Genomic DNA, 25,712 nt, shown 5'->3' on the forward strand with positions numbered 1-25,712 from the left:
CCCCGGGCGAACCCGGGAGGTGGGGCTTTCGAGTGGAGTCCTTACTCGCCGGACGCCGCGGATTCGCCCGCGAGCGCCGCCACCGGCTTCTCCTCGTCGTCGTCGGCGGCCTTCTTCGGCTTCTCCCGGCCGACGAAGGTGAACTTGGCGTCCTCGCCGGCGCCTTCGCCGTCCCAGCCCTCGACATCCACGTGCACGATCTGACCGGGGCCGATCTCGCCGAAGAGGATCTTCTCCGACAGCTGGTCCTCGATCTCGCGCTGGATGGTCCGGCGCAGCGGGCGGGCGCCCAGCACCGGATCGAAGCCGCGCTTGGCCAACAGGGACTTGGCCTGCTCGGACAGCTCCATCTCCATATCCTTGTTCCGCAACTGGTTGCCGACGCGGTTGATCATCAGATCCACCATCTCCACGATCTGCTCGGTGGTGAGCTGGTGGAAGACGATGACGTCGTCGATCCGGTTGAGGAACTCGGGGCGGAAGTGCTTCTTCAGCTCGTCGTTGACCTTGAGCTTCATCCGCTCGTAGTTCGAACCCTCGGCGTTGGACTGGGTGAAGCCCAGACCCACGGCCTTCGAGATGTCCGAGGTACCGAGGTTCGAGGTGAAGATCAGCACCGTGTTCTTGAAGTCCACGGTCCGGCCCTGACCGTCGGTCAGGCGGCCGTCCTCCAGCACCTGCAACAGGGTGTTGTAGATCTCCTGGTGAGCCTTCTCGATCTCGTCGAACAGCACGACCGAGAACGGCTTGCGGCGCACCTTCTCGGTGAGCTGGCCGCCCTCCTCGTAGCCGACGTAGCCCGGAGGGGCGCCGAACAGCCGCGAGGCGGTGAAGCGGTCGTGGAACTCGCCCATATCGATCTGGATGAGCGCGTCGTCGTCGCCGAACAGGAAGTTCGCCAGCGCCTTGGACAGCTCGGTCTTACCGACACCGGACGGACCGGCGAAGATGAACGAGCCGGACGGACGCTTCGGATCCTTCAGGCCGGCGCGGGTGCGGCGGATCGCCTTCGACACGGCCTTGACCGCGTCCTCCTGGCCGATGATCCGCTTGTGCAGCTCGTCCTCCATGCGGAGCAGACGGGTGGTCTCCTCCTCGGTGAGCTTGAACACCGGAATACCGGTCCAGTTGGCCAGCACCTCCGCGATCTGCTCGTCGTCGACCTCGGCCACGACGTCCAGATCACCCGAGCGCCACTGCTTCTCGCGCTCCTGCCGCTTGGCGACGAGCTGCTTCTCCTTGTCGCGCAGCCGCGCGGCCTTCTCGAAGTCCTGCGCGTCGATCGCCGATTCCTTCTCCCGGCGCGCGTCGGCGATCTTGTCGTCGAATTCGCGCAGGTCCGGCGGCGCGGTCATGCGACGGATACGCATCCGGGCGCCGGCCTCGTCGATCAGGTCGATCGCCTTGTCCGGCAGGAACCGGTCGTTGATGTAGCGATCGGCCAGCGTCGCGGCCGCGACCAGCGCGGAGTCGGTGATCGAAACGCGGTGATGCGCCTCGTACCGGTCGCGCAGGCCCTTGAGGATGTTGATGGTGTGCTCGACGGTCGGCTCACCCACCTGCACCGGCTGGAACCGGCGCTCGAGGGCGGCGTCCTTCTCGATGTACTTGCGGTACTCGTCGAGGGTGGTCGCGCCGATGGTCTGCAGCTCACCGCGGGCCAGCTTCGGCTTCAGGATCGAGGCCGCGTCGATCGCGCCCTCGGCCGCGCCCGCACCGACCAGCGTGTGCAGCTCGTCGATGAACAGGATGATGTCGCCGCGGGTATTGATCTCCTTGAGCACCTTCTTCAGGCGCTCCTCGAAATCACCGCGGTAGCGGCTGCCCGCGACCAGCGAACCCAGGTCGAGGGTGTAGAGCTGCTTGTCCTTCAGCGTCTCGGGCACCTCGCCGTTGACGATCGCCTGGGCCAGACCCTCGACGACGGCCGTCTTACCGACGCCGGGCTCGCCGATCAGCACCGGGTTGTTCTTGGTGCGGCGGCTCAGCACCTGCATGACCCGCTCGATCTCCTTCGAGCGGCCGATGACCGGGTCGAGCTTGCCCTCGAGGGCGGCCTGGGTCAGGTTGCGGCCGAACTGGTCGAGCACCAGCGACGTGGACGGGGTGCCCGATTCGCGGCCACCGGCCTCCACGGCCTCCTTACCGCCCTGGCTGTAGCCGGACAGCAGCTGAATGACCTGCTGGCGCACCCGATTCAGATCGGCGCCGAGCTTGACCAGCACCTGCGCCGCGACGCCCTCACCCTCGCGGATCAGGCCGAGCAGGATGTGCTCGGTGCCGATGTAGTTGTGGCCGAGCTGCAGCGCCTCGCGCAGGCTCAGTTCCAGCACCTTCTTCGCCCGAGGGGTGAAGGGGATGTGGCCGGACGGCGCCTGCTGACCCTGTCCGATGATCTCCTCGACCTGGCTGCGCACACCCTCCAGCGAAATACCCAGCGACTCCAGGGATTTCGCCGCGACACCCTCGCCCTCGTGGATCAGGCCCAGCAGGATGTGCTCGGTGCCGATGTAGTTGTGGTTGAGCATCCTGGCCTCTTCCTGAGCCAGGACAACGACCCGCCTTGCGCGGTCGGTGAACCTCTCGAACATCGCTCCCTCACTTCCTGCTCCGCTATCCACGGCGTTCCGGCGCTTCCAGTCGACTGTGCGCCAGCCTGCCATGAAGCCCTGGGGTTGCATCCCCCGACTCCACTCTAGTTGCCGGGGGTCACGGCCGTCGTCCGTCCACCCTATTGGGGACCTCCGACCACACGCGTCATTCAGTCATAACGCAGTTGTTGCCGGGTTCGTTTCCGTCTCGATACGCCCTGAGCGAACAACCCGCCGGTCCGGGGCCGAAAACGCGTCCGGCGGCACCCGCTCGGAACCACGTGGTGACCAAGGCGGCGTCGAGTCACGAGTGCGTTCCGCTTGGCTACCCGCGACCGCGGACCCCTAACCTCCGATGAGCGGCGGTGTCAGATGACACGGCACCGTCCGCGGATGCGCGGGATCGAGGGCGTCGAGAGCGAAGATCGCCGCTCGTTCGCTGCCCGCGATCGCGGCATGGTCGGACAGATCGGCCGGGCAGCCGTCCTGAACCAGGATATTGGTGGTGCGCGGGCCCGGGACGAGCGCGGAGGTATAGGGCACGACGAGTTCGTCGTAGCGGGTCTCGATATTCGTATATGTCACATTCGGGTCGTACACGCCGTCGGCGAGCAGCGCGTTCATGAATGCGGATCGTCCGGCCATCTGCCCGCACGGCACACACAATCCGGCACTGAGCAGACCATCGATCGCGGGTTCGGCACCCAGCTGCCGGGCGAAGGTTCGCACCGGATCCAGCACCGGCCCGAAGGTCGACAGCCACGGGGCCGCCAGCGCGACGAATTTGTCGACCGCCGCCGCGCCGCCCAGGCGCTTGATGTAGTAATTGCCGACGATATTGCCCTGCGAATGGGCGATGAAGTCGACCTTCGCCGCACCGGTCGCCGCGCGCACCCGGGCCACGAACGCGGCCACCTCCGCGGCGCTCTGCTCGATCGGGCGCATACCGCCGATCGCCGAGATCGGCCAGGGCAGATCGTAGGCGCCGTAGGTCAGCGCGTAGACGCAGTAGCCCTCATTGGCCAGCAGCGGCACGTACACGCCCCAATTCGTCTGTGCGCCACCGCCGGTGCCGTGCAGCAGCACCACCGGATTCGGATGGGCCGCGGTGGGACGACAGGACCAGTCGTTCGAACCCGGCAGCGCGCCACCGGGATCGGTCAGCTCGCCCGGAATTCCGGCGAAGAAGTTGTAGACGACCGGATATTCGGCATGAGCGGATCCCGCGGCGCCCACCCACAGGGCGGTCAGCACCGCCATGATCAGCATCGAGCCCGGTAGACGCCGCATATGCCCTCCAGAAAATGAAACCCGTTCCGGAAGGTTACGAGAACACGTTGCAATTCGGGGCGGAATCTACAGATCGCGATCCGAGACGATGCCGGTCTGCAGCGCCAGACTCGCCAGCCGCACCCGCTTCTGGTTCTGCGGCAGATCCTCGACCCCGAACTTCGAGAACAGCGTGCGCAGATGGGTTTTGATGGCGTCGACGCTCAGGAACAACTCGTCGGCGATCTGCTGATTCGACGCGGGCGTGGCGAATCCGGAGTTGTTCTTGTAGGGCCGGCACAGCGCGACGAGCACCGAGCGCTGGGTCTCGGTCAGCGAGCGCAGGGTCGGAAACATTCCGGCCGAGGTGCGCGTCGCATCGTCGGCGACGCCACTGAAATCGTGGAAAGACAGTAGCTGCGAACCGATTCGAATCCGGTCGCCCTCGGCGAGGCGACGCCGCCCCACCACGCGCTCGCCGTTGACGAAGGTACCGTTGCGCGACAACCCGTCGTCGACGATGGTCCACCCCGCGGTCAGGAACTCCACGGCCGCGTGCAGCCGCGACACCTCGGCGTCCCAGGACAGCGCGAGGTCGGCCTGCGGTGAACGCCCGATCGTGACGCGCTGACGGTCGGGGGTGAGCACCAGCTCCTGACGCGTGCCGCTGTCGTCGGTGAAACGCAGGAACGATCCGTGAAATCCCGTCACTGTCCCGATCCCTCACTCACGGTTTCCATGGTGCCGCGCCTCGACGTCTCGAAGCAAGATCGCATCACACGCGTCCGGAAAGCCGCACTTTCACCGGTTATGCGGAAATGATATGAAAAAGTCGCTGCCGCCCGGACGGTGCACGTTTCCTCCGGGCGGCAGCGGCTCAAAAGACAAACCGAGTTGTCGCTTAGTTGTTACGGCCGACTTCCTTGTTGTACGCCTCGGTAATGTCGGCGGAGATACGACCACGCGCGGAGACCTTGTGTCCCTTCCGGCGCGCCCATTCCCGAATTGCGGCACTCTGCTCACGGTCCATCGAGACCCGGCTCTTGGGCGTACCCGCCCCCGCACCGGCCGGTTTGCTACGTCGCCGACCACTGACCCGACGCGCGTTGGAAACCCAGGGCTCCAACCCATCCCGCAGCTTCGCCGCATTTGCCGCGGACAGGTCGATCTCGTACGACACACCGTCGATCGCAAACTCGATGGTCTCGTCCGCGATGGACTCACCGTCGACATCGTCGATCAGGCTAACGGTGACCTTCTTTGCCATGAGATGAACGTCCTCTCGAAATCGTGCGACCCGTATACCAGGCCGATACCCGAGTCGAGAATACCTCGAATTTCGAAATTTCCAAGACGGGCTTCGGCTTTGAATCCGACGCTCAGCGAGCAGTCGGACGCACAATGGGGAACAGTATCGTTTCCCGGATTCCCAGACCCGTCAACGCCATCAGCAAGCGATCGATTCCCATACCCGTACCGGTTGTCGGCGGCATGCCGTGTTCCATCGCGGCGAGGAAGTCCTCGTCCAGGCGCATCGCCTCGTCGTCACCCGCGGCCGCCAATCTGGCCTGATCAATGAAGCGCTCGCGTTGAATCACCGGATCCACGAGTTCGGAATAGCCGGTGGCCAACTCGAAGCCGCGGACGTACAGATCCCACTTCTCGGTGACACCGGGCTTGCTGCGATGCTGACGGGTCAGCGGTGAGGTCTCGACCGGGAAGTCGCGCACGAAAGTAGGCGCGTACAGCTTGTCGCCGTAGACGTGCTCCCACAGTTCCTCGACCAGTTTGCCGTGTCCGTAGCCCTTGTCCTGGGGAATTTCCAGACCCACTCGATCGGCCAGCGCCAGCAATTCCGGCACGGTGGTTTCGGGGGTCACCTGCACACCCAACGAGTCCGACAGCGACGGGTACATCTCCACGGTGTTCCACTCGCCGCCGAGATCGTATTCGGTGCCGTCGGCCAGCGTCACGACCTGGGTGCCGAAGACCTCCTGGGTCACCTCCTGGATCAATTCCCGCATCATCCGCGCGGAATCGTCGTAGGTGCCGTAGGCCTCATACGTTTCCAACATCGCGAACTCGGGTGAATGAGTCGAGTCGGCGCCCTCGTTACGGAAGTTGCGGTTGATCTCGAAGACCTTCTCGATACCGCCCACCACACAGCGCTTGAGGAACAGCTCCGGTGCGATACGCAGATACAGATCCATATCGAGCGCATTGGAGTGGGTGACGAACGGCCGGGCCGCGGCGCCGCCGTGCAGGGTCTGCAGCATGGGGGTCTCGACCTCGAGGAAGCCCCTGCGCTCCAAGGCATTCCGCAGCGCGCGCACCGCCTGGACGCGCGTGCGGGCCATTTCCCGAGCCTCGGGCCGCACGATCAGATCGACATAGCGCTGGCGCACCCGCGCCTCTTCGCCCATCTCCTTGTGCGCCACCGGCAGCGGCCGCAGCGACTTGGCGGCCATGGACCAGGAATCGGCCATGACGCTCAATTCGCCGGTGCGCGAGGAGATCACCTCGCCGTGCACGAATACGAAGTCGCCGAGATCGACATCGGACTTCCAGGCGGCCAGCGCGTCCGCGCCGACGCCGTTGAGACTGATCATTGCCTGCAGCTTGGTGCCGTCACCCTCCTGCAGCGTCGCGAAACACAGCTTGCCGGTATTCCGCATGAATATGACGCGACCGGCGACACCGACCTGCAGGCCGGTCTGCGTATCCGGCGCGAGGTCCGGATAGGCGGCCCGAATTTCGACGAGGCTGTGCGTGCGCGGCACCACCACCGGGTAAGCCTCGCCGCCCTGCTCGAGCAACCGCTCCCGCTTCTCCCGGCGAATGCGCATCTGCTCGGGAAGATCGACTTCCGCTGCGGCAGGACGGCTTTGCGTCGCGGGTTCGGCCGCGGCGCCACCGGAGGACGGGGTGTTCGGGGTGCTCACATCGAACTACCCTATCGTGCGGCGAAAATCCTTTTGCGGGCCGCCCGGCCACTTGCTCGGGGTAACGAAAAAGCTTCTGTCGGTTTCGTCACAATTGCTCGAACGCCGCGGAATTACAGCGACGCGAGCGCCAAGACCTCGCGCGCGATGTGCGGGGCGGCGGCGGCTACCGACAGCAGTCCGGCCGCCTTCAAAGCCTGATACCCGCCCACCAGATCGGTCGCGCGGTGCAAACCGAGCTGTTGCAGCGCGGCCGCCGCGAGCGAGGAGGTGTAGCCCTCCGAGCAGACCACGATCCATTCCACGTCATGGTCGGCGGCCAGGGCCAGTCGCGCGGAACTGGTCGGGTCCAACCGCCATTCCAGGACATTTCGCTCAATCACCAGGGCGCCGGGCAGTGTGCCCTCTTTCACGCGCTGGGCCTGCGGGCGAATATCGACCAGTAAGGCGCCGCGTGCGATCGCCTGCGGCAATTCGAAGGCATAGATCCGCCGGAGCTGTTCCCGGGCGTTCTCCAGCATGCGATCGATCGTCAGGTGGGTCATTTCGCATCGCCTTCCGGCTGATCAGTGAGGACGGTCTTGGTCCGGCGCAGCGTGCCGTGGCCGGTGACCTCGTAATAGGACATGGCGGTGAGCGGGGGTGAATAGGCGTGCACCGACAGCGTGGGGTTGCCGGGCGTCGACGCACCGGCGAATTCATCGGGTGCGCGCACGACGTCGTGCACCCAGCCGAGCGGGAACGAGGCCTGGTCGCCCGCGGTCAGGGTGCGGTTGCGCAATTCCCGGCCGTTCCACCGATACTCCGACAGCGCCCCCGACAGCACGGTCAACGCGCCCAGCGACCCGGCGTGATCGTGCAGTTCGGTGGACTGGTCGGGCACCCAGCCGATCAGCCACACATCGACCTCATCATCGGCGGAAAGCCGTGTGGCCCAACGACTCTCGGTAGGCCAGCGCCCGTCGGCGGGCAGCAGATGATCGTAACGACCGGCCAGCACGTCCTCGGCGCCCTCATCGGTCAGCCGCAGCAGATCGGCCGGCCGCAGCCGAGTGGGCAGCGCGGAGGCCACGGCCCGCTCGGCAACCTCGGGCGCGAGCCGACCGGACGCCACGGCGGCAAGGGAATTGTGTACGGGGGTGATGACAGAGGAACGCATGAGCGAAACTCCAGAAGAAGTGGACGGCCGGGGAACCTGAAGCCCCGACAACGGTCGAGGCGAATCAGCCTCGACAACACTCCTGGATGCTCACACGGAACGACACGGCCGAAAGTCTAGCAGCGTGAGATTTCCACACAAGCCCCATGTTGGCTTCCCCACACGACTCCGTCGTGGGGGAACATGGGACGCGCCGTGTGGAAAACATGAGGCGCGACGCGCGGGCAACACGGGACGCGGGGCGCGGGCAACATGAGGCGCGGCGCATGGCGAACATGGGACGCGTTGCGTGAGGAACATGGATGCGTCGCGTGGGCTACTTGGAATGCGAGCCCCCTCTTTCCCGCCGTGCAGCGCAGCGCGATGCACGGCGGGCCTACGCGACCCTCAACGCTTCCTCTGCTGGTTCCGCTCGTACACCAACCGCAACCCCTCCAACGTCAGGTGTGGCTCGAGGCGGTCGATGGTCTCCGATTCGGGGACGATCAGTGCGGCATTGCTGCCCGTCGCGATGATGGCGACGTCATCGCCGGCGAAGGCGTCGAATTCGTCGCGGATGCGGTCGATCAGGCCGTCGACCAGGCCGGCGAAGCCGAAGATCGCGCCGGATTGCAGGCATTCGAGGCTGTTCTTGCCGACCACCGAGCGCGGGCGGGCCAACTCCGCGCGGCGCAGGGCCGTGCGGGCCACCAGCGCCTCGGTCGACACCTCCATGCCGGGGGCGATACTGCCGCCGAGGAATTCGCCCTTGGCCGAGACCAGGTCGACACAGATGGCCGCGGGGCCGAAATCGACGACGATGGCCGGGGAGTTGAAGCGGTGGAAGGCGGCCAGGCAGTTGACGATTCGATCGGCGCCCACCTCCTTCGGATTGTCCACCAGCAGTGGGATTCCCGTGCGCACGCCGGGTTCGACCAGGACATGCGGCACATCGCCCCAGTACCTGGTCATCATGGTCCGCAGTTCGCGCAGCACCGGCGCCATGGTCGACAGCGCGGAGACGCCGATCACCTGATCCAGCTGATCGCCCACCAAACCCCGTACGTGCATGGCGAATTCGTCGGCGGTCAGCAGCGGATTGGTGTGCATGCGCCAGGTGTTCACCAGTTTCGCGTGCGAACCGCTACCGGAGAACAGCCCGATCTCGAGGCTGGTGTTGCGGACGTCGATCGTCAGCAGCATCGATGCGACCCGCCGCTCACGCGAAGGTGAGCTTGCGCGGCGAGGTCAGACCCGACCCCTCCGGGGCGTGCGCCGGATCCGAGCCCAGCTCCACCTGCCGATTGCGCTCGTCGACGAACACCACGCGCGGCTGGTACTCCCGGACCTCGGCCTCGTCCATCATGGCGTAGGCGATCAGGATCACCAGATCGCCCGGCTGCACGAGATGCGCTGCGGCGCCGTTGATTCCGATGACCCCCGAACCGCGCTCACCCGCGATCACATAGGTCTCGAGCCGGGCGCCGTTGGTGATGTCGACAATGCAGACCTGCTCACCCTCCAGCAGATCGGCGGCGTCCATCAGATCCGGATCCACGGTCACCGAACCCACATAGTGCAGATCGGCGTGCGTGACCGTGGCGCGGTGGATCTTGGATTTCATCATGGTGCGCAACATCGTCGTCGCCTTCCTTACGAGAGTGCCTGGGTGGCGGCAGCGTCGGGGGTGGTGGGGTGGCCGTCTATCGGAACGCCGACGGTGACGGCCATATTGTCGATGAGCCGGGTCGCGCCGACGCGAGCGGCGACGAGCAGGCGGGCATTGCCGCTGGCGGGAATCTCCCCCAGATCGGCCCCGCGCAATTCCAGATAGATGACCTCGATCTCGGGCTTGGCGTCGAGCACCGCGCGCGCGGCCCGCAGCACCCCGTCGGGACCGAGTCCGGCGGCATGACGACCCGCGGCCAGGGCGGCCGACAGCGCCGCCGCCAGTTCGCGCTGCACCGGATCGAGATAGCGATTGCGCGAGGACATGGCCAAGCCGTCGTGCTCGCGGACAGTGGCGACCGGAACGATCGAGACGTCGAAGTTCAAGTCCCGCACCATCTGCCGGATCAGGATCAGCTGCTGATAGTCCTTCTCACCGAAGAACGCCTCGTGCGGGTGGACGATCTGCAACAGCTTGGCGACCACAGTCAGCATGCCCGCGAAATGACCCGGCCGGGTCACGCCGTCGAGCTGGTCGCCCAGCGGTCCGGGATGCACCGAGGTGCGCCGCCCGTCCGGATACATCTCGGCCTCGCTCGGTGCGAAGACCAGTTCCACGCCTTCGGCCCGCAGCAGTTCCACATCGGTGTCCAGCGTGCGGGGGTACTTGTCGAAATCCTCGTTCGCGCCGAACTGCAGCGGATTGACGAAGATCGACACGACCACGACCTGATTGGTCCGCTTGGCCCGGCGCACCAGTTCCAGATGCCCCTCGTGCAGCGCGCCCATCGTCGGCACGTACCCGACCTTGCGGCCGACCGAGCGCAGCGCGTTCACCACGGTGGTGACCGTGCCGGGATCGTGCAGCACCGTCAGCTCCCCGGGTCGATACGAGCCGCGCAGCGCCTGCAGGCGAGCATTCGGACCGGACATCAGTTTCCTTTCTCCACCTGATCGGGGCCCTCCGCGGTTACGCTCCGCTGCCGCGTACGGGCCTGATCGATCAGGTGGGGCCCCTCCAGTAATTCGATCAGAGCGGGGTTGGTACGGGCGCGCTCGGCCGAGCGCAGCGACAGTGCGCGATAGCCCGCGGCCAATTGGGAATCGACTTCGGCCAGGGCCTTCAGATGCGCCGCGACCGCCTCGACATCGCCGCGCGCGACCGGACCGGTCAGCGCGGCCTGGCCACGACGCAGCGCGTTGTCCAGCGCCGCCGAGGCCAGCGGGGCGAGCATGCGCTCGGCCAGGCCGTTGGGCTGATCGTCGACCAACTGCTGACCGAGCAGACCCGGACCCGCGAGCGCGGCGCGCAGTGCGGCGACCGCGTCCACGATCAGCGTGACGAGATGATTGCTGCCGTGCGCGAGCGCGGCGTGATACAGCGTGCGATGGTCCTCGGGCACCCGGACCGGCTCGCCGCCCATCTCGATCACCAGCGATTGCGCGATGGCGTAACCGACCTCGTCGGCGGCGGTGATGCCGAAACAGGCATTGCCCAACCGGGCGACATCCTCGTCGTAGCCGGTGAAGGTCATGGCCGGATGCACCGCCAGCGGGCGCGCGCCGCGCTCGGTCAGCGGGGCCAGTACACCGATGCCGTTGGCGCCCGAGGTGTGCAGCACGATCGTGCCCGGCCGAACTACCCGCGCCGACGCCAAACCGCCGACCAGCCCGGCCAATTCGTTATCGGGCACCGCGAGCACCAGCAGTTCGCTGCGCGCGGCCACCTCCTCGGCGGGCAGGATCCGCGAATCCGGCAGCCGGGTGCGGGCGCGCTGCACCGAGGCATCGGAAATCGCGGTGACGCCGAACACGATGTGCCCGGCGCGTTCGAGCGCCGCGCCCAGTGCCGATCCGACGCGTCCCGCCGAGACGATTCCCACCGTCAAACGTGCAGGCGCAGGGTCACTCCCAGAATTATCCGAGGTCACCGTTGTCCTCTCGATGTCGTTCCAGTCCCGCTGTGCGGGTACCGGACGTTACCGAGTCGAGAATAGGGCGGGCGCCGCGCCGCGCACAGAGCCGGGCCCGGTGATATTCACCTCAGCGACCGCTCTGCTCGGAGCGCAGATTGGCCATGATCTCGGCGACCGACAGCCGCCGACCGGTTGGATCCTCGCCATCCTCGGTCTCGGCGCGACGGCGACGCCGCGCGCCGGAGGTGCCGACCGACGCGCGGCGCTCGGGGGCCGGGCGGGTGGGCGGTTCGTCGTCGACCTGTTCGGCCGACACCACGGCGGTCTCCGCGGTGACCGGATCGTCGTAGGGGCTGGCGAAGGCGGGCGGCTCGGGATGATCGGAATCGAAGACCGGTGTGACATTCAACGGGACCGCGGGCGCGTTCCAGGCGTCCCAGGTATCGGTTTCACGCGAGTTATCGTTCGCCGTATCGGCGCTGGGCAATTCCTGAATCCGGATCGCGTCGGCGTGCAGGGCCGGACGCGGATTCGGCAGATCGCCGTCGAACAGCCGCTGCAGGCTTTCCCGCAACACGGCCAACTCACCGCGCAGCGCGGCCAATTCGGTGGCGTCGGCGCCCACCTCCCGGCGCACCCGCGCCTCGACGCTCAGCTCGTATTCGCGCCGCGCGCTGATCTCGCGCTCCAATTGCAGCTCGTACACCCGCTGCAGGTCACGGGCCTTGGCCTGATCGACCGCGGCCTCGCGTCGATAGCGGGTCGCGGCCAGCGCGCCGATCACCGCGGCCCACAGCGCGACGACCAGTCCGACCCGAATCAATTGCAAGCTGGTGCTGAATATCAGAAACACGCTGGCAATCAGTCCGAGCAGGATGAGCGCTCCGATGACCAACTTTCCCGCGTCCTCCCGCCGTCGACGGGAAGTACTGCTACGGGCGGGTGAAACCATGTCCGCGAGGATAGCTCGGTTGACAGATTCCGGCTCGGAGCTGCGGCGGTGATTCCGCGAAGAAAACTTGCTAGGAGGTTGCTGGTTCATCGGGCGGTTCACTCGGAGCGCGACAGCAATACTCCAGCCACAGCGCCGCGGCCACCAACGCCAGTCCCGCGATCAGGCCGACGATCGCGCCCGGCGTGTCCGCCGCGGCCGCGCGCAGCGCCGATCGCTGCGGGAACACCCAGATCAGAAAGCCCAGCCAGACACCCGCGGCCAGCGAGCCCACCAGCGCCGAGGCCTTGGCCAGCGCGACCGCCCGCGCCGCGGTGATCGGATGTAGCTGTTTGGGCCCGTCGCCGATGCGGTCATCGTGGACGCGGGTGCGAATCATGAACGCCAGCACGGCCTCCAACGCGGCCACCGGATACAGCGAGGCGCCCGCGATCACCGTGATCGGTGGGAAGCTCGAATACGCCCAGCGGGTGGCGACCCAGGCCACGACGGCGGCAACCAGCACATTCGCGGTCAGGTCCAGCGCCCGCGTCGGCTTCATGACATTCATGACCGGGCCGCTCGCAGGGTGAGCTCGGTCAGTCGCACGCCCTCGACCTCGGCGGAGTCCAACCGCGCCAGCCATTCCCGCACCGGCAACTCCTGGCCGTCGGCTTCCAACACCGCCTCGGGCTCCACCTCGAGCCACGGCATCAGCACGAAGGCCCGATTGTGCGCCTGAGGATGCGGCAGCGTCAGCGTGGGATCGCCGCTGTGCAGCACGCGCTGCCCGGCGACGCATCGGATCACGTCGACATCGAGCGTTCGCGCGCCCCAGCGCACCTCGCGCACCCGACCCGCGGCCTGTTCGAGAGCCTGCCCGCGCAGCAGCCAGTCCCGCGCCTCGGCGGTCGGATCGTCCACGATCACAACGGCATTCAGATAGTCCTGCTGCGGGACCCCACCCCAGGGCGCGGTCGAGTACACCGATGACACCGCGACCAGATACGGCGCGAACGCGTCGACGACCCCGCGCAGATGGGCGAGCCGATCGCCCAGATTGGAACCGATCGACAGGACCGCGCGGCTCACGCCCGCACCTCGCGGCGACGGGTGGCGACCACTCGCACATCCTCGAAGGTGTGCGGGATCGGGGCCGACGGCTTGTGCACGACCACCTCGGCCGCGCTCACCCGGGAATCGGTCATGACCTCGTCGGCGATCTCGGAGACAACGGTCTCGATGAGATTGCGCGGCGGTCCCTGCACGATGGCGACCGCGCGCCCGGCCAGTTCGCCGTAGTCGACGGTGGCCGAAAGATCGTCGGAGGCCGCGGCTTTCGCGAAGTCCAGCCAGAGGGTGATGTCGACGACGAACTCCTGGCCGTCGCGGCGCTCGAAATCGAAGCAGCCGTGATGGCCGTAGGCGCGCAGCCCGCGCAGTTCGATGCGATCGGTACTCACTCGGCTCCCTGTCGAACTCGTTCGGCTCGCCGCCAGGCGTCGGCGACGGCGATGGCATCCACCGAGGCGCGCACATCGTGCACCCGCACGCCCCAGGCGCCGTGCCGCGCGACCAGCGCGGAGATGGTGGCGGTGGCGGTTTCGCGGCCGTCGGGCGGACGCGGGCCGGACTCGTCGGCCAGCAGCGCGCCCAGGAAACGTTTGCGCGAGGCGCCGATCAGGATCGGCAGTCCGCGCGCGACCAATTCGGGCAGCGCCGCGAGCAGCGCCCAATTGTGCTCGGCGTTCTTGGCGAAACCCAGACCGGGATCCAGTACCAGACGATCGGGATGCACCCCGGCGGCCATGGCCAGATCCACCTGCATGGACAACTCGTCGAGCACCTCGGTGACGACATCGTCGTAATGTTCGGCCGGACCGGTGTGGCGATAGTCCGCGCTCGCGCGCCAGTGCATGAGGATCCACGGAACCTCGGCCGCGGCAACGACTTTGACCATATCGGGATCGGCGCGCCCGCCCGAGACGTCGTTGACCACCGATACACCCGCCGAGATCGCGGCCTCGGCCACCGCCGCGCGCATGGTATCCACGCTGGTCGGCACGCCCGCGGCGACCAGCTCGCGAATCACCGGAACCACCCGCGCGGCCTCGGCCTCCGGATCCACTCGCACCGCACCGGGCCGGGTCGACTCACCGCCCACGTCGACGATGTCGGCCCCGGCCTCGTACAGCTCGAGGCCGTGCGCGACGGCCAGGCCCGGATCCAGATAGCGGCCACCGTCGGAGAACGAATCGCTGGTGACGTTCACCACGCCCATCACCACACAGGAACGCCCGCCGCGCGGGGTGACGAGTCGTTCGGACATCGCCCGCCCACTCACTTCCGCAGGATCAGATCGAGCGCCTCGGCACGCGAGGAGGCGCTGGACTGCAGGATTCCGCGCACCGCCGAGGTGGTGGTGCTCGCGCCGGGTTTGCGGATACCACGCATCGCCATGCACAGATGTTCGGCCTCGATGACCACGATCGCGCCGCGCGGATCCAGCTTGCGCATGACCGCGTCGACGATCTGGCTGGTCAGCCGCTCCTGCACCTGCGGGCGCTTGGCGTACAGATCGACCAGCCGGGCCAGTTTGGACAGACCGGTCACGCGGCCGTGCGTACCCGGGATGTAGCCGACGTGCGCGACACCGTGGAACGACACCAGGTGATGCTCGCAGGTCGAGTACATCGGAATATCGCGCACCAGAACCAATTCCTGATGCCCCTCGTCGAAGGTGGTATTCAGCACCGAATCGGGCTCGGTGAACAAGCCCGCGAAGATTTCGCGATAGGCGCGCGCGACCCGGGCGGGGGTATCGCGCAGCCCGGGGCGGTCAGGATTCTCACCGACGGCGAGCAGCAGCTCCCGAACCGCCGCCTCCGCGCGTCCCTGGTCGAACGGGCGGCCCGTCTCGATGGCGACCTGAGCGTCGATATCGGGTTCTGTGACGACACGGTTGTTGGCCGACACTCGGGGACACCTCCAAAATCTGCGTTCATAGCGCCGGTCGGCACCGGCCGCAGCCGGTGCCGGTTACCTCTCGGCACCTCGACCGTCGAGCCTAATCACCGGTCGGTCAGTGCCGACCCTTCGGCCCGTCCCAGTCGCCGCTCTCGCCCTCACCATTGGGCGATCCGTAGGCGGGACCATCCGCCTCGCCCGGCTGATTCCAACCCGGGCGGCCGTAGCGCTGACCGCCCGCGGGCGCCCAGCCACCTTGCTGCTGTTGCCCACTCGGCGCGCCGTAACCCGGCTGACCGGATTGGGTGTCCTCCTGCGGCGGCCAGCCCGGCGCCGACCAGCCGGCCGGGGCGCCGTAATCGGGGCGCGAACCGTGGGTGCCGCCGCCGCCCTGACGCGGGTAGCCGCCGGTATTGCCCGGCGCCGGATAGCCGCTCGGCTGCGGATAGCCGTAGGCGGGCTGCTGCTGATAGCCGGGCTCCGGCGGATACCCGTTGGCCGGAACCGGCTGTGCGGCGGGCCGTTCCACCGCGCGGGTGGCAGTCTCGTCGGGCCACGGCTCGCCGCGCTCGGCGGCCAGCTCGCGCGGGGTTTTCACCGGCGGGCGATCCGAGGGGACGCGATCGCCGAAATCGTTGAACGCCGTGATGCGCGGGCGCTTGTCGACCGTGGCCAGGACCTCCTCGAGATCCTTGCGGTGCAACGTCTCCCGCTCCAGCAGCGCGGTGGCCAGCGCGTCGAGTTCGTCGCGGTAGTCGTTGAGGATGGCCCACGCCTCGGTGTGCGCGGCCTCGATGAGGTTGCGCACCTCCTCGTCGATCTCGCGGGCGACCTCGTGCGAGTAGTCCGAACTCATACCCATCGAGCGGCCCAGGAACGGATCGCCCTGCTCCTGCCCGTAGCGCACCGCGCCGAGGCGCGCGCTCATCCCGTATTCGGTGACCATCGCGCGGGCGATCTTGGTGGCCTGATCGATATCGGAGGACGCGCCGGTGGTCGGCTCGTGGAACACCAGTTCCTCGGCCGCGCGGCCGCCCATCGCCATCACCAGGCGGGCGATCATCTCCGAGCGCGTCATCAGGCCCTTGTCGTCCTCGGGCACGGTCATGGCGTGACCGCCGGTGCGACCGCGGGCCAGGATGGTGACCTTGTAGACCGGCTCGATATCGGGCATCGCCCAGGCCGCCAGGGTATGACCGCCCTCGTGATAGGCCGTGATCTTCTTCTCGTGCTCGCTGATGATCCGGCTCTTGCGCCGCGGGCCGCCGATGACGCGATCGACCGATTCCTCCAGCGCCGGGCCGGTGATCACATTGCCGTGCTCACGCGCGGTGAGCAGGGCGGCCTCGTTGATGACGTTGGCCAGATCCGCGCCGGACATGCCGACCGTGCGCTTGGCCAGCCCATCCAGATCGGCATCGGGCGCGATCGGCTTGCCCTGCGAATGCACCCGCAGGATCGCGCGACGACCGGCCAGATCCGGATTGCCCACCGGGATCTGGCGATCGAAGCGGCCCGGGCGCAGCAGCGCCGGATCCAGGATGTCGGGCCGGTTGGTGGCCGCGATGATGATCACACCGGTGCGATCGCCGAAGCCGTCCATCTCGACCAGCAACTGGTTAAGGGTCTGCTCGCGCTCGTCGTGACCGCCGCCCAAGCCCGCGCCGCGCTGGCGGCCGACCGCGTCGATCTCGTCGACGAAGATGATGCAGGGACTGTTCTGCTTGGCCTGGTCGAACAGATCGCGCACGCGCGACGCGCCGACGCCGACGAACATTTCGACGAAGTCCGAACCGGAGATCGTGAAGAACGGCACGCCCGCCTCACCGGCGACCGCCCGGGCGAGCAGCGTCTTACCCGTACCGGGCGGGCCGTAGAGCAGCACGCCCTTGGGGATCTTCGCGCCCAGCGCCTGATAGCGGCTCGGGTTCTGCAGGAAGTCCTTGATCTCGTAGAGCTCCTCGACCGCCTCGTCGGCGCCCGCGACATCGGCGAAGGTGGTCTTGGGCATGTCCTTGGACAGCTGTTTGGCCTTGGACTTGCCGAAGCCCATCATGCCGCCGCGACCACCGCCCTGCATACGGGCCATGACGAAGATGAACAGGCCGAGCAGCACGACCATCGGCAGCACGAACAGCAGCACCTGGGTGAACCAGCTGTCCTGCTTGACCGTCGTGTTGTACGGCGCGTTCGAGGCCTGCACATCCTTGAGGATCTGCGCGGAGACCTCGCTGCCACCGGGGTACTTGGCGATGATCTGCGCCTGACCACCGGTCGCGTCGGTGCCCTTGTTCAGCGTGATGCGGAGCTGCTGCTCCTTGTCATCGATCTGAACCTGTTTGACGTTGGGCTTGTCCTGCAGCTGGGCGAGCGCCACCGACGTATCGACGTTCTTCCAGCCGCGCGTGTCGTTGCTGAAATAGCTGACCAGATAGATCCCGAGCAGGATGCCCGCGACTATGGCCAGGTTGCGAAACACTGTCTTGCGGTTCATAGAGCGTCGGCCGGCGGGCCAGTCCTTTCCGGTAATTCCGGTTCGTGCCTACGATGCATCGAGCGGTGCCGCATCCGCGTTCGGACCGACCGGGTGCGACCGAACGGATGCGGACAAGCCACGTTACCGCGTACGGTCTACTCGATACATCGCGCAGTTCGGCACCTTATGCAGTTCGACAAGTAAACGGTCGGAGAACAGCGGTGGTTCCCGGCCTGTGCTCGAACCGACAAGAACTTTGTGCGTTCCTGTCGGACCGAAGTGGTCACAATGATGACATGCAAGCTCCATTGTGATCGACGACACAGCCCGAGTGCAGGGGGTATGGACATAGTCGAGTTACGGACACCAACAGCGATACTGCGCCACGGCGGCGGTCGACTGCAGGTGTTGAGACCCGGCGCGGAAGGCGAGCGAGTGCTCGACGTGCCGGTCTCCGACCTGCTCAAGGTACGGCTGAACCGTCGCACCGACGATGCCGTCGTCATCGAGATCTATCTCCGGTATCCCACGTCGTTGCTGACCGGAATTCCGGCCGACCGCACTCCGCTACCGGTGTTGATCGCCGAGCACGACGTGCCGGCGGCCACCGTGATCGTGGAGCGGATCAACACCCAGATCCTGGCCACCCAGCGCATCGATATGTCTGTACCCGACCTGAATCCGCCCGCGCCCGTCTGGGAGAAGACCGGCCCGACCCGAGCCGATGTGGATCGGGCGGTCCGCCGGATGGCGCCGCGGCGCGAAACCCGTTCGGCCGTGACCACTCTGCACCAGCTGGTCACCGCCGAGGAGTTCGCGTTGGAGACCGCGCTGGTCGGCGCCGAACCGCCCGCGGGCCGGGGCCGGGGTCTGCTCGCGGTCACCACCGAGCGGCTGCTGTTCGTCTCGGTCGGCGCGGGCGAGCGCTATGCCTACGAGATGCCCGTGGCGGCGCTCATGTCGGCGCGGTCGACCGATACCGACGAGGGCGAATCCCGCGTCGAGGTCTGCGACGGCAATACGATCCTGCGCTTCACCGGCACCGATCGCGCCGATACCGAGCGCGTGGTGGGCGCGCTGACCTTCGCCATCCAGCGCGAATCCGCCGACGGGGCCGTGGCCCCGCCGGATCCGGGTGTCGCTCAGCTGTATTCGGAGTGGGAGTTGCTGGTCGAGCGGCATTCGCTGGGCATGGTCGACGATTCCCAGTTCCAGCGCTACGGCCGGGGCATCCTCCGCTCGCTACCGGATTAGTCGGCGGCGGGCTGCAACGAGATCCGCCGCCACGGGCTGGTCGGCCGCATCCACAGGCGGACCAGTTCCAGGCGGCGGTCGACCCCGCCGGACTTCAGCTCGGCGAGATCCTCACAGGCCTGCCAGTAGGTCCAGCCGGTGAGATAGGAATCGCCGAACTGCCGCCAGTTGCGATAGCGACGCTGGGCCGCGGGCAGGGCGCGCATGACGTAATCCCACGCCACATCGGCGTCGAGGTAGCCCGCGGTGAACGCCATCCGGGCCACGGCCACCACCCGGGCCAGATCCCACGCCTGGATGTCGGCCGGCAGCGGCTGCACCAGATGATCGGTGAGGCCGAGTTTGATGGCCTGCGACCAGATGTCGTAGTCGCGCACCAGCGCCTCGGGATTCTCCATACCGCGGAACGAGCCGACCTGGCGCAGGAACGCCCGATGCCGGTCCGCGCGCTCGCCGAACCGATCCCGCTCGGGCGAATTGATTCCGGCCATCACGAGCGGATGCACCAGCGCGTAGAGCGGTGAGTGCATACCGTCGAGCAGCTGTTCCATCGACGCCATCGCCTCGGTGCCGTCGGTGATGCCCCAGGCGCCGGTCAGCGTGTCGATGGCCAGCTCGCGGCGATCGCCGAGCGGATGTTCGCGCTCGGGACCGAGCAGCAGGGCATCGTGGAACGCGTCCCAGCGCGCCGAGTAGAACGCCCCCAGCGACAGCGCGCGCAATTCGTCGTCGGAGACCTGTGCGCCGGACCAGTGGTCGTCCTCGCGCCGGTCCAGCTCCTCGTAGGGGAAGGTGGTCATGGTGGGCACGTCGCGGGTGGCCATAGCACCGATTGTGTCGTATCGATGGGCATCGGTGTCGCCCATCCCCTCGGAGACGCGCAACGCACAATTTTCACATCTGTGGATTCTTGCCCTGTCGCGGTCCGGAACCGAGCGCTAATCTCTGCGCCATGTGTAGAAACATCACCGTCCTGCGCGGGCTGGAACCACCCGCGACCGATCAGGAAATCTACGCGGCCGCACAGCAATACGTGCGGAAGGTCGGTGGCCTGACCGGCCTGTCCTCCACGACCAAACCGGCCTTCGACAAGGCGGTGGCCGCGGTAGCGGCGGCGACGACGGCGCTGCTGGCCGAACTGCCCGACCGCCGGGTACCCCCGTCGACCGAACCGCCGCTGCGCCGGCTGGCCAAGGCGGACTGACCGCTACCGCACGCCGTAGACCGCGGCGCAGTCGAGCGCGATCTCGAGCCGAAGACTGCGCTGTTCGATCGGATGACCCAGTAGTTCCTCGATGCGCTGAATGCGATAGCGCACCGTGTTCTTGTGCACGCCGAGCCGTTTCGCGGCCGCGTCCGGACTGCGATGACAGCGCAGATAGGCGTGCAGCGTCTCGCGTAGCCGCGCGGAATTGCCGTCCGACGCCGCCAGCGGCCCCAGCTCCCGCCGAATCAGCGTTCGCATCGCCGCCTCGTCGGCTCCGGCCAGATAGGCCACCTCGACCTCCGGATAGTGCAGCACCCGGCCGATCTCGCCGACCGCACGCTCGGCGACCTGACGGGCCGCGATCGCCTCGCGATGCCCGTCGCGAAATCCGGCGAGACCCGTCGCGGGCGTACCCAGCGCGATCCGCACCGGTGCCTCGATCGGAATCGGCGGCCGCGCGGGCAGCGATTCCACCGCGATCCACGCCCACAGCGCGCTCGCGCCGGACGGCACGGTCAGCACGCTTGTGCCACCGAGCGCCGCGGCCACCCGCGCGACCACCCGATCCAGCAGTCCCGGAATCTCGCTGTCGCCGACGCCGGGCGGCATCGACTCGTCGGTCCACAGCACGCAGGCCAGATGCCGTCCGGTCAGCCGGTATCCGAGCCGGGCCGAAGCCTGGTCGATATCGACCTCGGTCCCGGCCAGCAGCGCGCGCACGAGTTCGGCGCGCTGATTCAACGCCGCCCGCAGCCCGCGCTCGCGCTCCTCGATATAGGTGTCGGTGAGCTCCTCGACCGAGGTGCTGACCCAGCGAATCGACCGGTCGAACAGCCGCATCAGCACCGTGCGTTCGATATCGGGCGGCAGTTGCCGCTGATCCAGGATCTCGGTCATATACGCCATCACGGCCTCGTGGCCCTGGTGATAGACCCGCAGCAGCAGCCGCAGGTCATAGCCGCGCCGGGCGATCGTGCGGGCGAAATCGTGCGCCTGCTGCGGGACCGGATAGTCGGCGCGATCCTGGGTCAGTCCGCCGAGCATCACCAGGGCGTGCGCATGGGTGCTGGCCGCCAGATCGCGGCGAATATCGCGGTCGGCGAGTTCGGGCACCCGACCGATGATCTCGGAGTCGAGCCGGTCCACGATCTGCTCGAGGGTTTCGGTGCGCAATGTCTCGGCGACGAAATCGACGATCCATTGCCGAACCAACGGATCGGTACCGGCGGCCGTCATCGCTATGCCTCCCGATTTGTTCTCCGAGTACAAATTCGCACCTCATCATTGACCGTGACGGCCAAGAAGTCACCGCACGATTGTGTCACGATCATATTTCAGTGAAACATTTCACAACCTCCCGAGGACGCGCCGGTGGAAGAACAGATCGTGACGAATGCCGAGATCCAGGTGCGCAACCCCGCGACCGGTGAGCTGGTGGGCACGGTGCCCAGCGAATCGGCCGAGGCGGTCGCCGCCAAGGTGCGGGAACTGCGCCTGTACCAACAGGAATGGGAGGCGATCGGGCCGGAGGGCCGGAAGGTCTGGCTGCTGAAACTGCAGGACTGGCTGATCGACAACACCGATCACCTCGCCGATGTGGTGCAGTCGGAAACCGGTAAGCCCCGGGTGGACGCGCTCATCGATCCGAGTTTCGGAGTCGATCTGCTCGGCTATTACGCCCGCCGCGCCGCGAAATTCCTTGCCGACGAACACCCTTCGCCGCACAGCCCGCTGGCCCGGGTCAAGAAATTGACCACCGCCTACCGGCCGTATCCGGTGGTCGGGGTGATCACGCCGTGGAATTTCCCGCTGGCCATGCCCGCCCTCGACGTATTCCCCGCGCTCGCCGCCGGAGCGGCCGTACTGCTCAAACCGTCGGAGGTGACCCCGCTCTCGGCGCTCGAATTGGCCCGCGGCTGGGCCGAAATCGGCGCGCCGCCGGTGCTCGCGGTCATGACCGGCGGCGGCGCGACCGGCGCGGCCGTGGTCGACACCGTGGACTATGTGCAGTTCACCGGTTCCACCCGCACCGGCCGTTCGATCGCCGAGGCGTGCGCGAGGCGATTGATTCCCTACAGCCTGGAATTGGGCGGTAAGGATCCGGCCATCGTGCTCGCCGACGCCGATATCGACCGCGCCGCATACGGAATCGCGTTCGGCGGGCTGTTCAACGCCGGGCAGGTCTGCATCTCGGTGGAGCGGGTCTATGTCGAGGCGCCGGTCTACGACGAATTCGTCACCAAGCTGACCGATCATGTGCGCAGTCTGCGCCAGGGCGTGGACGACCGCCGATCCCGTTACGATGTCGGCGCTTTGGCCAACGAGGCGCAGCGCGACATCGTCGCCAGCCATGTCGAGGACGCACTGGCCAAGGGCGCGAAGGCGCTGACGGGTGGTAAGCCCACCGGCACCGGCACCTTCTTCGAGCCGACCGTCCTGGTCGACGTCGATCACGGGATGACCTGTATGACCGAGGAGACCTTCGGTCCCACCCTACCGGTGATGAAGGTGGCCGACGAAATCGAGGCCCTGGCACTGGCCAATGATTCGATCTACGGTCTGTCCGCATCGATCTGGACCGGCGACAAGGCGCGCGGGGAACGCCTCGCGCGGCAATTGAACGCGGGCGCGGTGAATATCAACGACGTCTTCTCCAATATGTTCAATTTCGCCCTGCCCATGGGCGGTTGGCAGCAGTCCGGCCTCGGCGCGCGCTGGGGTGGTGCGGAGGGTGTGCGCAAATACTGCCGACACCAGGCGATCACCGCGCCGATGCTGCCGACGCAGCAGAAGGAACTGTTCTGGTTCCCGTACAACACAACGAAACTCGGCCTGGCGCTGACCGCCATGCGCGCGGCGGGCGCGCGGGGCATGCGCCGAATCGGCGTGCTGGATGTCATCAACACCGTAGGAGGTAAGGGCAAGTGACGGATTTCGGAATCATCCGCGGCAAGGTCGTGGTGATCACCGGCGGCGCCCGCGGTATCGGGCTCGCCACCGCCACCGCATTGCGGAAATACGGTGCGAAGATCGCCATCGGCGATGTGGACGAGGCGGCGGTCAAGGAATCCGGCACCGCACAGGATTTCGAGTACTACGGCCCGCTCGACGTGACCGACGCGCAATCGTTCGCGAATTTCCTCGACGAGGTGGAGCGGCAGCTCGGCCCGATCGATGTACTGGTCAACAATGCGGGAATCATGCCGACCGGCAAGGTCGTCGACGAACCGGACGCGCTGACCCGCCGCATGCTCGACATCAACATCTACGGCGTCATTCTCGGCTCGAAGCTGGCGCTGCAGCGCATGCTGCCGCGCGGGACCGGGCACGTCATCAATATCGCATCCCTGGCAGGTGAGACCCACATCCCGGGCCTGGCCACCTACAACGCCACCAAACACGCCGTCCTCGGCTTCACCGATACGCTGCGCGAGGAGTACCGCGGCAGCGGCGTCTCGTTCTCCTCGGTCCTGCCGACGCTGACCAAGACCGAGCTGATCTCGGGTGTGAATCCGCCCCGGCTGCTGCCGCGCCCGGCCGAGCCGGAGGAAATCGCCGAGGCCATCGCGAAACTGCTGGTGCAGCCGCGTTCGAAGGTGCGGGTCACCTTCGCTGCGGGCCTGCTGTCCCAGGTGGTCGGCCTACTGCCCGAACCGGTCGGCGATGCCCTCGGCCGCGTCCTGGGCTCCCAGCACGCCTTCCTCGATCAGGTCGATTCGGGCGCTCGCAAGGCCTACGAACAGCGGGTGCGTAACGAGCCGAAGTGATCCGTCGCTACTGTCGGACCCATGGCGACAGCGGTTTTCGTGGGTCTGACAACGCTGGATATCGCATACGCGCTGGAGCGCTATCCGGACGAGGATTCCAAGACCCAGGCGCGTGACGCGTTCTTGGGCGCGGGCGGTCCGGCGGCGAACGCCTCGGTCACCTTCGCCCACCTGTCCGGTCGCACGCCCGCGCTGGTGACCGCGCTCGGGGAACATCAACTGGCGCAGATGATCCGGCACGATCTCGAGGAATACGGCGTGGCCCCGGTCGATGTCACACCGACCGGGGCGCAGCGCCCGCCGATTTCCTCGGCCCTGGTGGCCACAGCTGCCGCGACCCGCACCATCGTCTCGCTGGACGGTTCCCAGATCTCCGCGCATTTCGAGCCGCGCCTGCTCGGTCCGCTCAACGATGCTCGAGTTCTGCTGATCGACGGCCACTATCCGGAACTGGCCGTCGGATTCGCCACGGCCGCCAAGGCTTCCGGTGTTCCGGTGGTCCTCGACGCCGGGCGCTGGCGCGATATCCACGCGGATCTGCTCCCCATGACCGATATCGCCATCTGCTCGGCGAACTTCACCCCGCCCGGCGTGGGGCCCGACGATCTGTTCGACCACCTGCGCGCTCAGGGAATCGAGTACGCGGCGATCACCCAGGGCGACAAGCCGATTCGCTACGCCACCCCGAACGGACGCGGCGAAATTCCGATCGCGGCCGCGGAGGTGGTCGATACCCTGGGTGCGGGCGATGTGCTGCACGGCGCGTTCTGCCACTATCACGTTGCGGGACAGTCGTTCCCGGATGCCCTGCGGCAGGCGGCGGAGGTGGCATCGGCCTCGTGCGGATACCTCGGCACGCGGGCCTGGATGCGGGCCCCGGAGTGATTCACTCCACCAGGTAGTTCACCCCGACCGAACGCAGCACCAGATCCGCCCGCTCGCGCGTCTCGGCCACCAGCGCCACATTCATCAGATCGCTGCGCGCCACCTTGTCACGCGCGAAGGTCTCGCTCTTACCGCCGCGAATATGCCTTTCCAGCAGCCGTTCTCGCAGCTGTTCGACGGGTGCGTCCAGATACCAGGCCGCGTCGAGACATTCCCGCACCGCCGACCATCCCGCCGCGCCGTAATCGTCGAGCAGCAGATAGTTACCCTCGGTGACGACCAGCGACTGCCGATCGAAGATTATCCCGTCCGGTACCGGCTCGTGCCGGACCCGATCGTAGAGCGGCCACGAAACCCGCTGTCCGGGAACGGTTTCCCGCAATAAACGCAGCCGGTCGAGATATCCGGCGACATCGAAGGTATCCGGCTCGCCCTTGCGCGCCAGCGCACCCGACACGCGCAGCTCGGCATTGGTGAGGTGAAATCCGTCCATCGGGGCCACCTCGGCCACCCCGGCCCCGGCCCGGGCGTTCACCGCATCGCGCAGCGCGACCGCCAGCGTCGACTTCCCCGCACCGGGCGGTCCCGCGATTCCCAGGACGAAACGCCGCGAGCGCCCGGTCACCCGCTCCCAGATCCGACTCGCCAGCTCATCGATCGAAATTCCGGAATCCTCGCTGACCACCACATCGACCCTACCT

At 67.1% G+C, this 25,712-nt stretch carries 26 protein-coding genes; 5 read left to right on the forward strand and 21 right to left on the reverse strand.

Features of this window, described 5'->3' with window-relative positions:
- Window positions 1–41 precede the first annotated feature (41 nt).
- From NP4_RS14325 to ftsH, 18 genes are all read right to left on the reverse strand, one after another.
- Complete coding sequence (locus NP4_RS14325) at window positions 42–2,591, reverse strand: ATP-dependent Clp protease ATP-binding subunit (RefSeq protein WP_067997721.1); 2,550 nt, start codon at window positions 2,589–2,591, stop codon at window positions 42–44.
- A 345-nt stretch (window positions 2,592–2,936) separates the two neighbouring features.
- Window positions 2,937–3,881, reverse strand: coding sequence for an esterase/lipase family protein (locus tag NP4_RS14330; protein ID WP_067997724.1), 945 nt, complete (start codon window positions 3,879–3,881; stop codon window positions 2,937–2,939).
- A 66-nt stretch (window positions 3,882–3,947) separates the two neighbouring features.
- Window positions 3,948–4,571 (reverse strand): FHA domain-containing protein, encoded by a 624-nt coding sequence (locus tag NP4_RS14335; RefSeq protein WP_067997728.1) that lies wholly within the window; start codon window positions 4,569–4,571, stop codon window positions 3,948–3,950.
- A gap of 190 nt (window positions 4,572–4,761) precedes the next feature.
- Entirely contained in the window at window positions 4,762–5,127 is a 366-nt protein-coding gene (locus NP4_RS14340) for a histone-like nucleoid-structuring protein Lsr2 (RefSeq protein WP_062511273.1), read from the reverse strand.
- A 112-nt stretch (window positions 5,128–5,239) separates the two neighbouring features.
- Window positions 5,240–6,706: a lysine--tRNA ligase gene (gene lysS, locus NP4_RS14345; RefSeq protein ID WP_067997733.1), complete on the reverse strand. Its 1,467-nt coding sequence runs from the start codon at window positions 6,704–6,706 to the stop codon at window positions 5,240–5,242.
- Between the two features lie 209 nt (window positions 6,707–6,915).
- Entirely contained in the window at window positions 6,916–7,347 is a 432-nt protein-coding gene (locus NP4_RS14350) for a rhodanese-like domain-containing protein (RefSeq protein WP_373863835.1), read from the reverse strand.
- On the reverse strand, window positions 7,344–7,961 hold the full coding sequence (locus NP4_RS14355; RefSeq protein WP_082875858.1) for a cysteine dioxygenase: 618 nt from the start codon (window positions 7,959–7,961) through the stop codon (window positions 7,344–7,346). The genes NP4_RS14350 and NP4_RS14355 overlap by 4 nt, the downstream gene beginning before the upstream one ends.
- 387 nt (window positions 7,962–8,348) lie before the next feature.
- Window positions 8,349–9,143 (reverse strand): type III pantothenate kinase, encoded by a 795-nt coding sequence (locus NP4_RS14360; RefSeq protein ID WP_062511279.1) that lies wholly within the window; start codon window positions 9,141–9,143, stop codon window positions 8,349–8,351.
- Between the two features lie 16 nt (window positions 9,144–9,159).
- A complete protein-coding gene (gene panD, locus NP4_RS14365; RefSeq protein WP_067997736.1) occupies window positions 9,160–9,579 on the reverse strand; it encodes an aspartate 1-decarboxylase in 420 nt (139 codons plus the stop codon).
- Window positions 9,580–9,593: 14 nt separating this feature from the next.
- On the reverse strand, window positions 9,594–10,541 hold the full coding sequence (gene panC, locus NP4_RS14370; protein WP_067997739.1) for a pantoate--beta-alanine ligase: 948 nt from the start codon (window positions 10,539–10,541) through the stop codon (window positions 9,594–9,596).
- The gene (locus NP4_RS14375) at window positions 10,541–11,539 is read right to left on the reverse strand and encodes a Rossmann-like and DUF2520 domain-containing protein (protein ID WP_082875859.1); all 999 of its coding nucleotides are present in this window, start codon (window positions 11,537–11,539) and stop codon (window positions 10,541–10,543) included. The genes panC and NP4_RS14375 overlap by 1 nt, the downstream gene beginning before the upstream one ends.
- A gap of 112 nt (window positions 11,540–11,651) precedes the next feature.
- Window positions 11,652–12,476, reverse strand: coding sequence for a DUF6779 domain-containing protein (locus tag NP4_RS14380; RefSeq protein ID WP_067997742.1), 825 nt, complete (start codon window positions 12,474–12,476; stop codon window positions 11,652–11,654).
- Between the two features lie 70 nt (window positions 12,477–12,546).
- The gene (locus NP4_RS14385) at window positions 12,547–13,017 is read right to left on the reverse strand and encodes a DUF3180 domain-containing protein (RefSeq protein WP_067997971.1); all 471 of its coding nucleotides are present in this window, start codon (window positions 13,015–13,017) and stop codon (window positions 12,547–12,549) included.
- A 5-nt stretch (window positions 13,018–13,022) separates the two neighbouring features.
- Window positions 13,023–13,547 carry a 2-amino-4-hydroxy-6-hydroxymethyldihydropteridine diphosphokinase gene (gene folK, locus NP4_RS14390; protein WP_067997745.1) on the reverse strand — a complete coding sequence of 175 codons (525 nt, stop codon included), beginning with the start codon at window positions 13,545–13,547 and terminating at the stop codon, window positions 13,023–13,025.
- On the reverse strand, window positions 13,544–13,918 hold the full coding sequence (folB, locus tag NP4_RS14395) for a dihydroneopterin aldolase (RefSeq protein WP_067997748.1): 375 nt from the start codon (window positions 13,916–13,918) through the stop codon (window positions 13,544–13,546). The genes folK and folB overlap by 4 nt, the downstream gene beginning before the upstream one ends.
- Window positions 13,915–14,784, reverse strand: coding sequence for a dihydropteroate synthase (gene folP / locus NP4_RS14400; RefSeq protein ID WP_067997752.1), 870 nt, complete (start codon window positions 14,782–14,784; stop codon window positions 13,915–13,917). The genes folB and folP overlap by 4 nt, the downstream gene beginning before the upstream one ends.
- A gap of 11 nt (window positions 14,785–14,795) precedes the next feature.
- Window positions 14,796–15,431, reverse strand: a complete 636-nt coding sequence (folE, locus tag NP4_RS14405) for a GTP cyclohydrolase I FolE (RefSeq protein WP_067997754.1) — start codon at window positions 15,429–15,431, stop codon at window positions 14,796–14,798.
- 106 nt (window positions 15,432–15,537) lie between these two features.
- On the reverse strand, window positions 15,538–17,916 hold the full coding sequence (gene ftsH / locus NP4_RS14410) for an ATP-dependent zinc metalloprotease FtsH (protein WP_067997757.1): 2,379 nt from the start codon (window positions 17,914–17,916) through the stop codon (window positions 15,538–15,540).
- A 417-nt stretch (window positions 17,917–18,333) separates the two neighbouring features.
- On the opposite strand from ftsH, the gene NP4_RS14415 reads away from it, so the two are divergent.
- On the forward strand, window positions 18,334–19,152 hold the full coding sequence (locus tag NP4_RS14415; RefSeq protein ID WP_245997861.1) for a hypothetical protein: 819 nt from the start codon (window positions 18,334–18,336) through the stop codon (window positions 19,150–19,152).
- On the opposite strand, the gene NP4_RS14420 is transcribed toward NP4_RS14415, so the two are convergent.
- Window positions 19,149–19,976, reverse strand: coding sequence for a DUF1266 domain-containing protein (locus NP4_RS14420; protein ID WP_245997860.1), 828 nt, complete (start codon window positions 19,974–19,976; stop codon window positions 19,149–19,151). The two genes, NP4_RS14415 and NP4_RS14420, sit on opposite strands and share 4 nt — an antisense overlap.
- 128 nt (window positions 19,977–20,104) lie before the next feature.
- On the opposite strand from NP4_RS14420, the gene NP4_RS14425 reads away from it, so the two are divergent.
- On the forward strand, window positions 20,105–20,356 hold the full coding sequence (locus NP4_RS14425) for a DUF2277 domain-containing protein (RefSeq protein WP_062511302.1): 252 nt from the start codon (window positions 20,105–20,107) through the stop codon (window positions 20,354–20,356).
- Window positions 20,357–20,359: 3 nt separating this feature from the next.
- Here the strand turns inward: NP4_RS14425 and NP4_RS14430 are convergent, their stop codons facing one another.
- The gene (locus tag NP4_RS14430; protein WP_067997762.1) at window positions 20,360–21,595 is read right to left on the reverse strand and encodes a PucR family transcriptional regulator; all 1,236 of its coding nucleotides are present in this window, start codon (window positions 21,593–21,595) and stop codon (window positions 20,360–20,362) included.
- Between the two features lie 135 nt (window positions 21,596–21,730).
- Between NP4_RS14430 and NP4_RS14435 the strand changes: the two genes are divergently transcribed.
- The 3 genes from NP4_RS14435 to NP4_RS14445 are packed head-to-tail and all read left to right on the forward strand — an operon-like array spanning window position 21,731 to window position 25,011.
- On the forward strand, window positions 21,731–23,287 hold the full coding sequence (locus tag NP4_RS14435) for an aldehyde dehydrogenase family protein (protein ID WP_245997859.1): 1,557 nt from the start codon (window positions 21,731–21,733) through the stop codon (window positions 23,285–23,287).
- Complete coding sequence (locus NP4_RS14440) at window positions 23,284–24,126, forward strand: SDR family oxidoreductase (RefSeq protein WP_067997768.1); 843 nt, start codon at window positions 23,284–23,286, stop codon at window positions 24,124–24,126. Before NP4_RS14435 ends, NP4_RS14440 begins: the two co-directional genes overlap by 4 nt.
- A 21-nt stretch (window positions 24,127–24,147) precedes the next feature.
- Window positions 24,148–25,011, forward strand: a complete 864-nt coding sequence (locus NP4_RS14445) for a PfkB family carbohydrate kinase (RefSeq protein WP_067997769.1) — start codon at window positions 24,148–24,150, stop codon at window positions 25,009–25,011.
- 1 nt (window position 25,012) lies between these two features.
- On the opposite strand, the gene NP4_RS14450 is transcribed toward NP4_RS14445, so the two are convergent.
- A complete protein-coding gene (locus tag NP4_RS14450; protein ID WP_114755662.1) occupies window positions 25,013–25,696 on the reverse strand; it encodes a nucleoside/nucleotide kinase family protein in 684 nt (227 codons plus the stop codon).
- Between the last annotated feature and the right edge of the window lie 16 nt (window positions 25,697–25,712).

Origin of the sequence: Nocardia pseudobrasiliensis NBRC 108224, from assembly GCF_001613105.1 — a bacterium.
GTDB classification, from domain to species: domain Bacteria; phylum Actinomycetota; class Actinomycetes; order Mycobacteriales; family Mycobacteriaceae; genus Nocardia; species Nocardia pseudobrasiliensis.

Coding starts and splice junctions, on each gene's coding strand:
- NP4_RS14380 (WP_067997742.1), bottom strand. CDS start 12,476: ATGGTTTCACCCGCCCGTAGCAGTACTTCCCGTCGACGGCGGGAGGAC.
- NP4_RS14385 (WP_067997971.1), bottom strand. CDS start 13,017: ATGAAGCCGACGCGGGCGCTGGACCTGACCGCGAATGTGCTGGTTGCC.
- panD (WP_067997736.1), bottom strand. CDS start 9,579: ATGTTGCGCACCATGATGAAATCCAAGATCCACCGCGCCACGGTCACG.
- NP4_RS14330 (WP_067997724.1), bottom strand. CDS start 3,881: ATGCGGCGTCTACCGGGCTCGATGCTGATCATGGCGGTGCTGACCGCC.
- lysS (WP_067997733.1), bottom strand. CDS start 6,706: ATGCGCATTCGCCGGGAGAAGCGGGAGCGGTTGCTCGAGCAGGGCGGC.
- NP4_RS14425 (WP_062511302.1), top strand. CDS start 20,105: ATGTGTAGAAACATCACCGTCCTGCGCGGGCTGGAACCACCCGCGACC.
- NP4_RS14340 (WP_062511273.1), bottom strand. CDS start 5,127: ATGGCAAAGAAGGTCACCGTTAGCCTGATCGACGATGTCGACGGTGAG.
- NP4_RS14350 (WP_373863835.1), bottom strand. CDS start 7,347: ATGACCCACCTGACGATCGATCGCATGCTGGAGAACGCCCGGGAACAG.
- NP4_RS14355 (WP_082875858.1), bottom strand. CDS start 7,961: ATGCGTTCCTCTGTCATCACCCCCGTACACAATTCCCTTGCCGCCGTG.
- NP4_RS14325 (WP_067997721.1), bottom strand. CDS start 2,591: ATGTTCGAGAGGTTCACCGACCGCGCAAGGCGGGTCGTTGTCCTGGCT.
- ftsH (WP_067997757.1), bottom strand. CDS start 17,916: ATGAACCGCAAGACAGTGTTTCGCAACCTGGCCATAGTCGCGGGCATC.
- NP4_RS14420 (WP_245997860.1), bottom strand. CDS start 19,976: ATGGCCACCCGCGACGTGCCCACCATGACCACCTTCCCCTACGAGGAG.
- NP4_RS14445 (WP_067997769.1), top strand. CDS start 24,148: ATGGCGACAGCGGTTTTCGTGGGTCTGACAACGCTGGATATCGCATAC.
- folP (WP_067997752.1), bottom strand. CDS start 14,784: ATGTCCGAACGACTCGTCACCCCGCGCGGCGGGCGTTCCTGTGTGGTG.
- NP4_RS14430 (WP_067997762.1), bottom strand. CDS start 21,595: ATGACGGCCGCCGGTACCGATCCGTTGGTTCGGCAATGGATCGTCGAT.
- panC (WP_067997739.1), bottom strand. CDS start 10,541: ATGTCCGGTCCGAATGCTCGCCTGCAGGCGCTGCGCGGCTCGTATCGA.
- NP4_RS14360 (WP_062511279.1), bottom strand. CDS start 9,143: ATGCTGCTGACGATCGACGTCCGCAACACCAGCCTCGAGATCGGGCTG.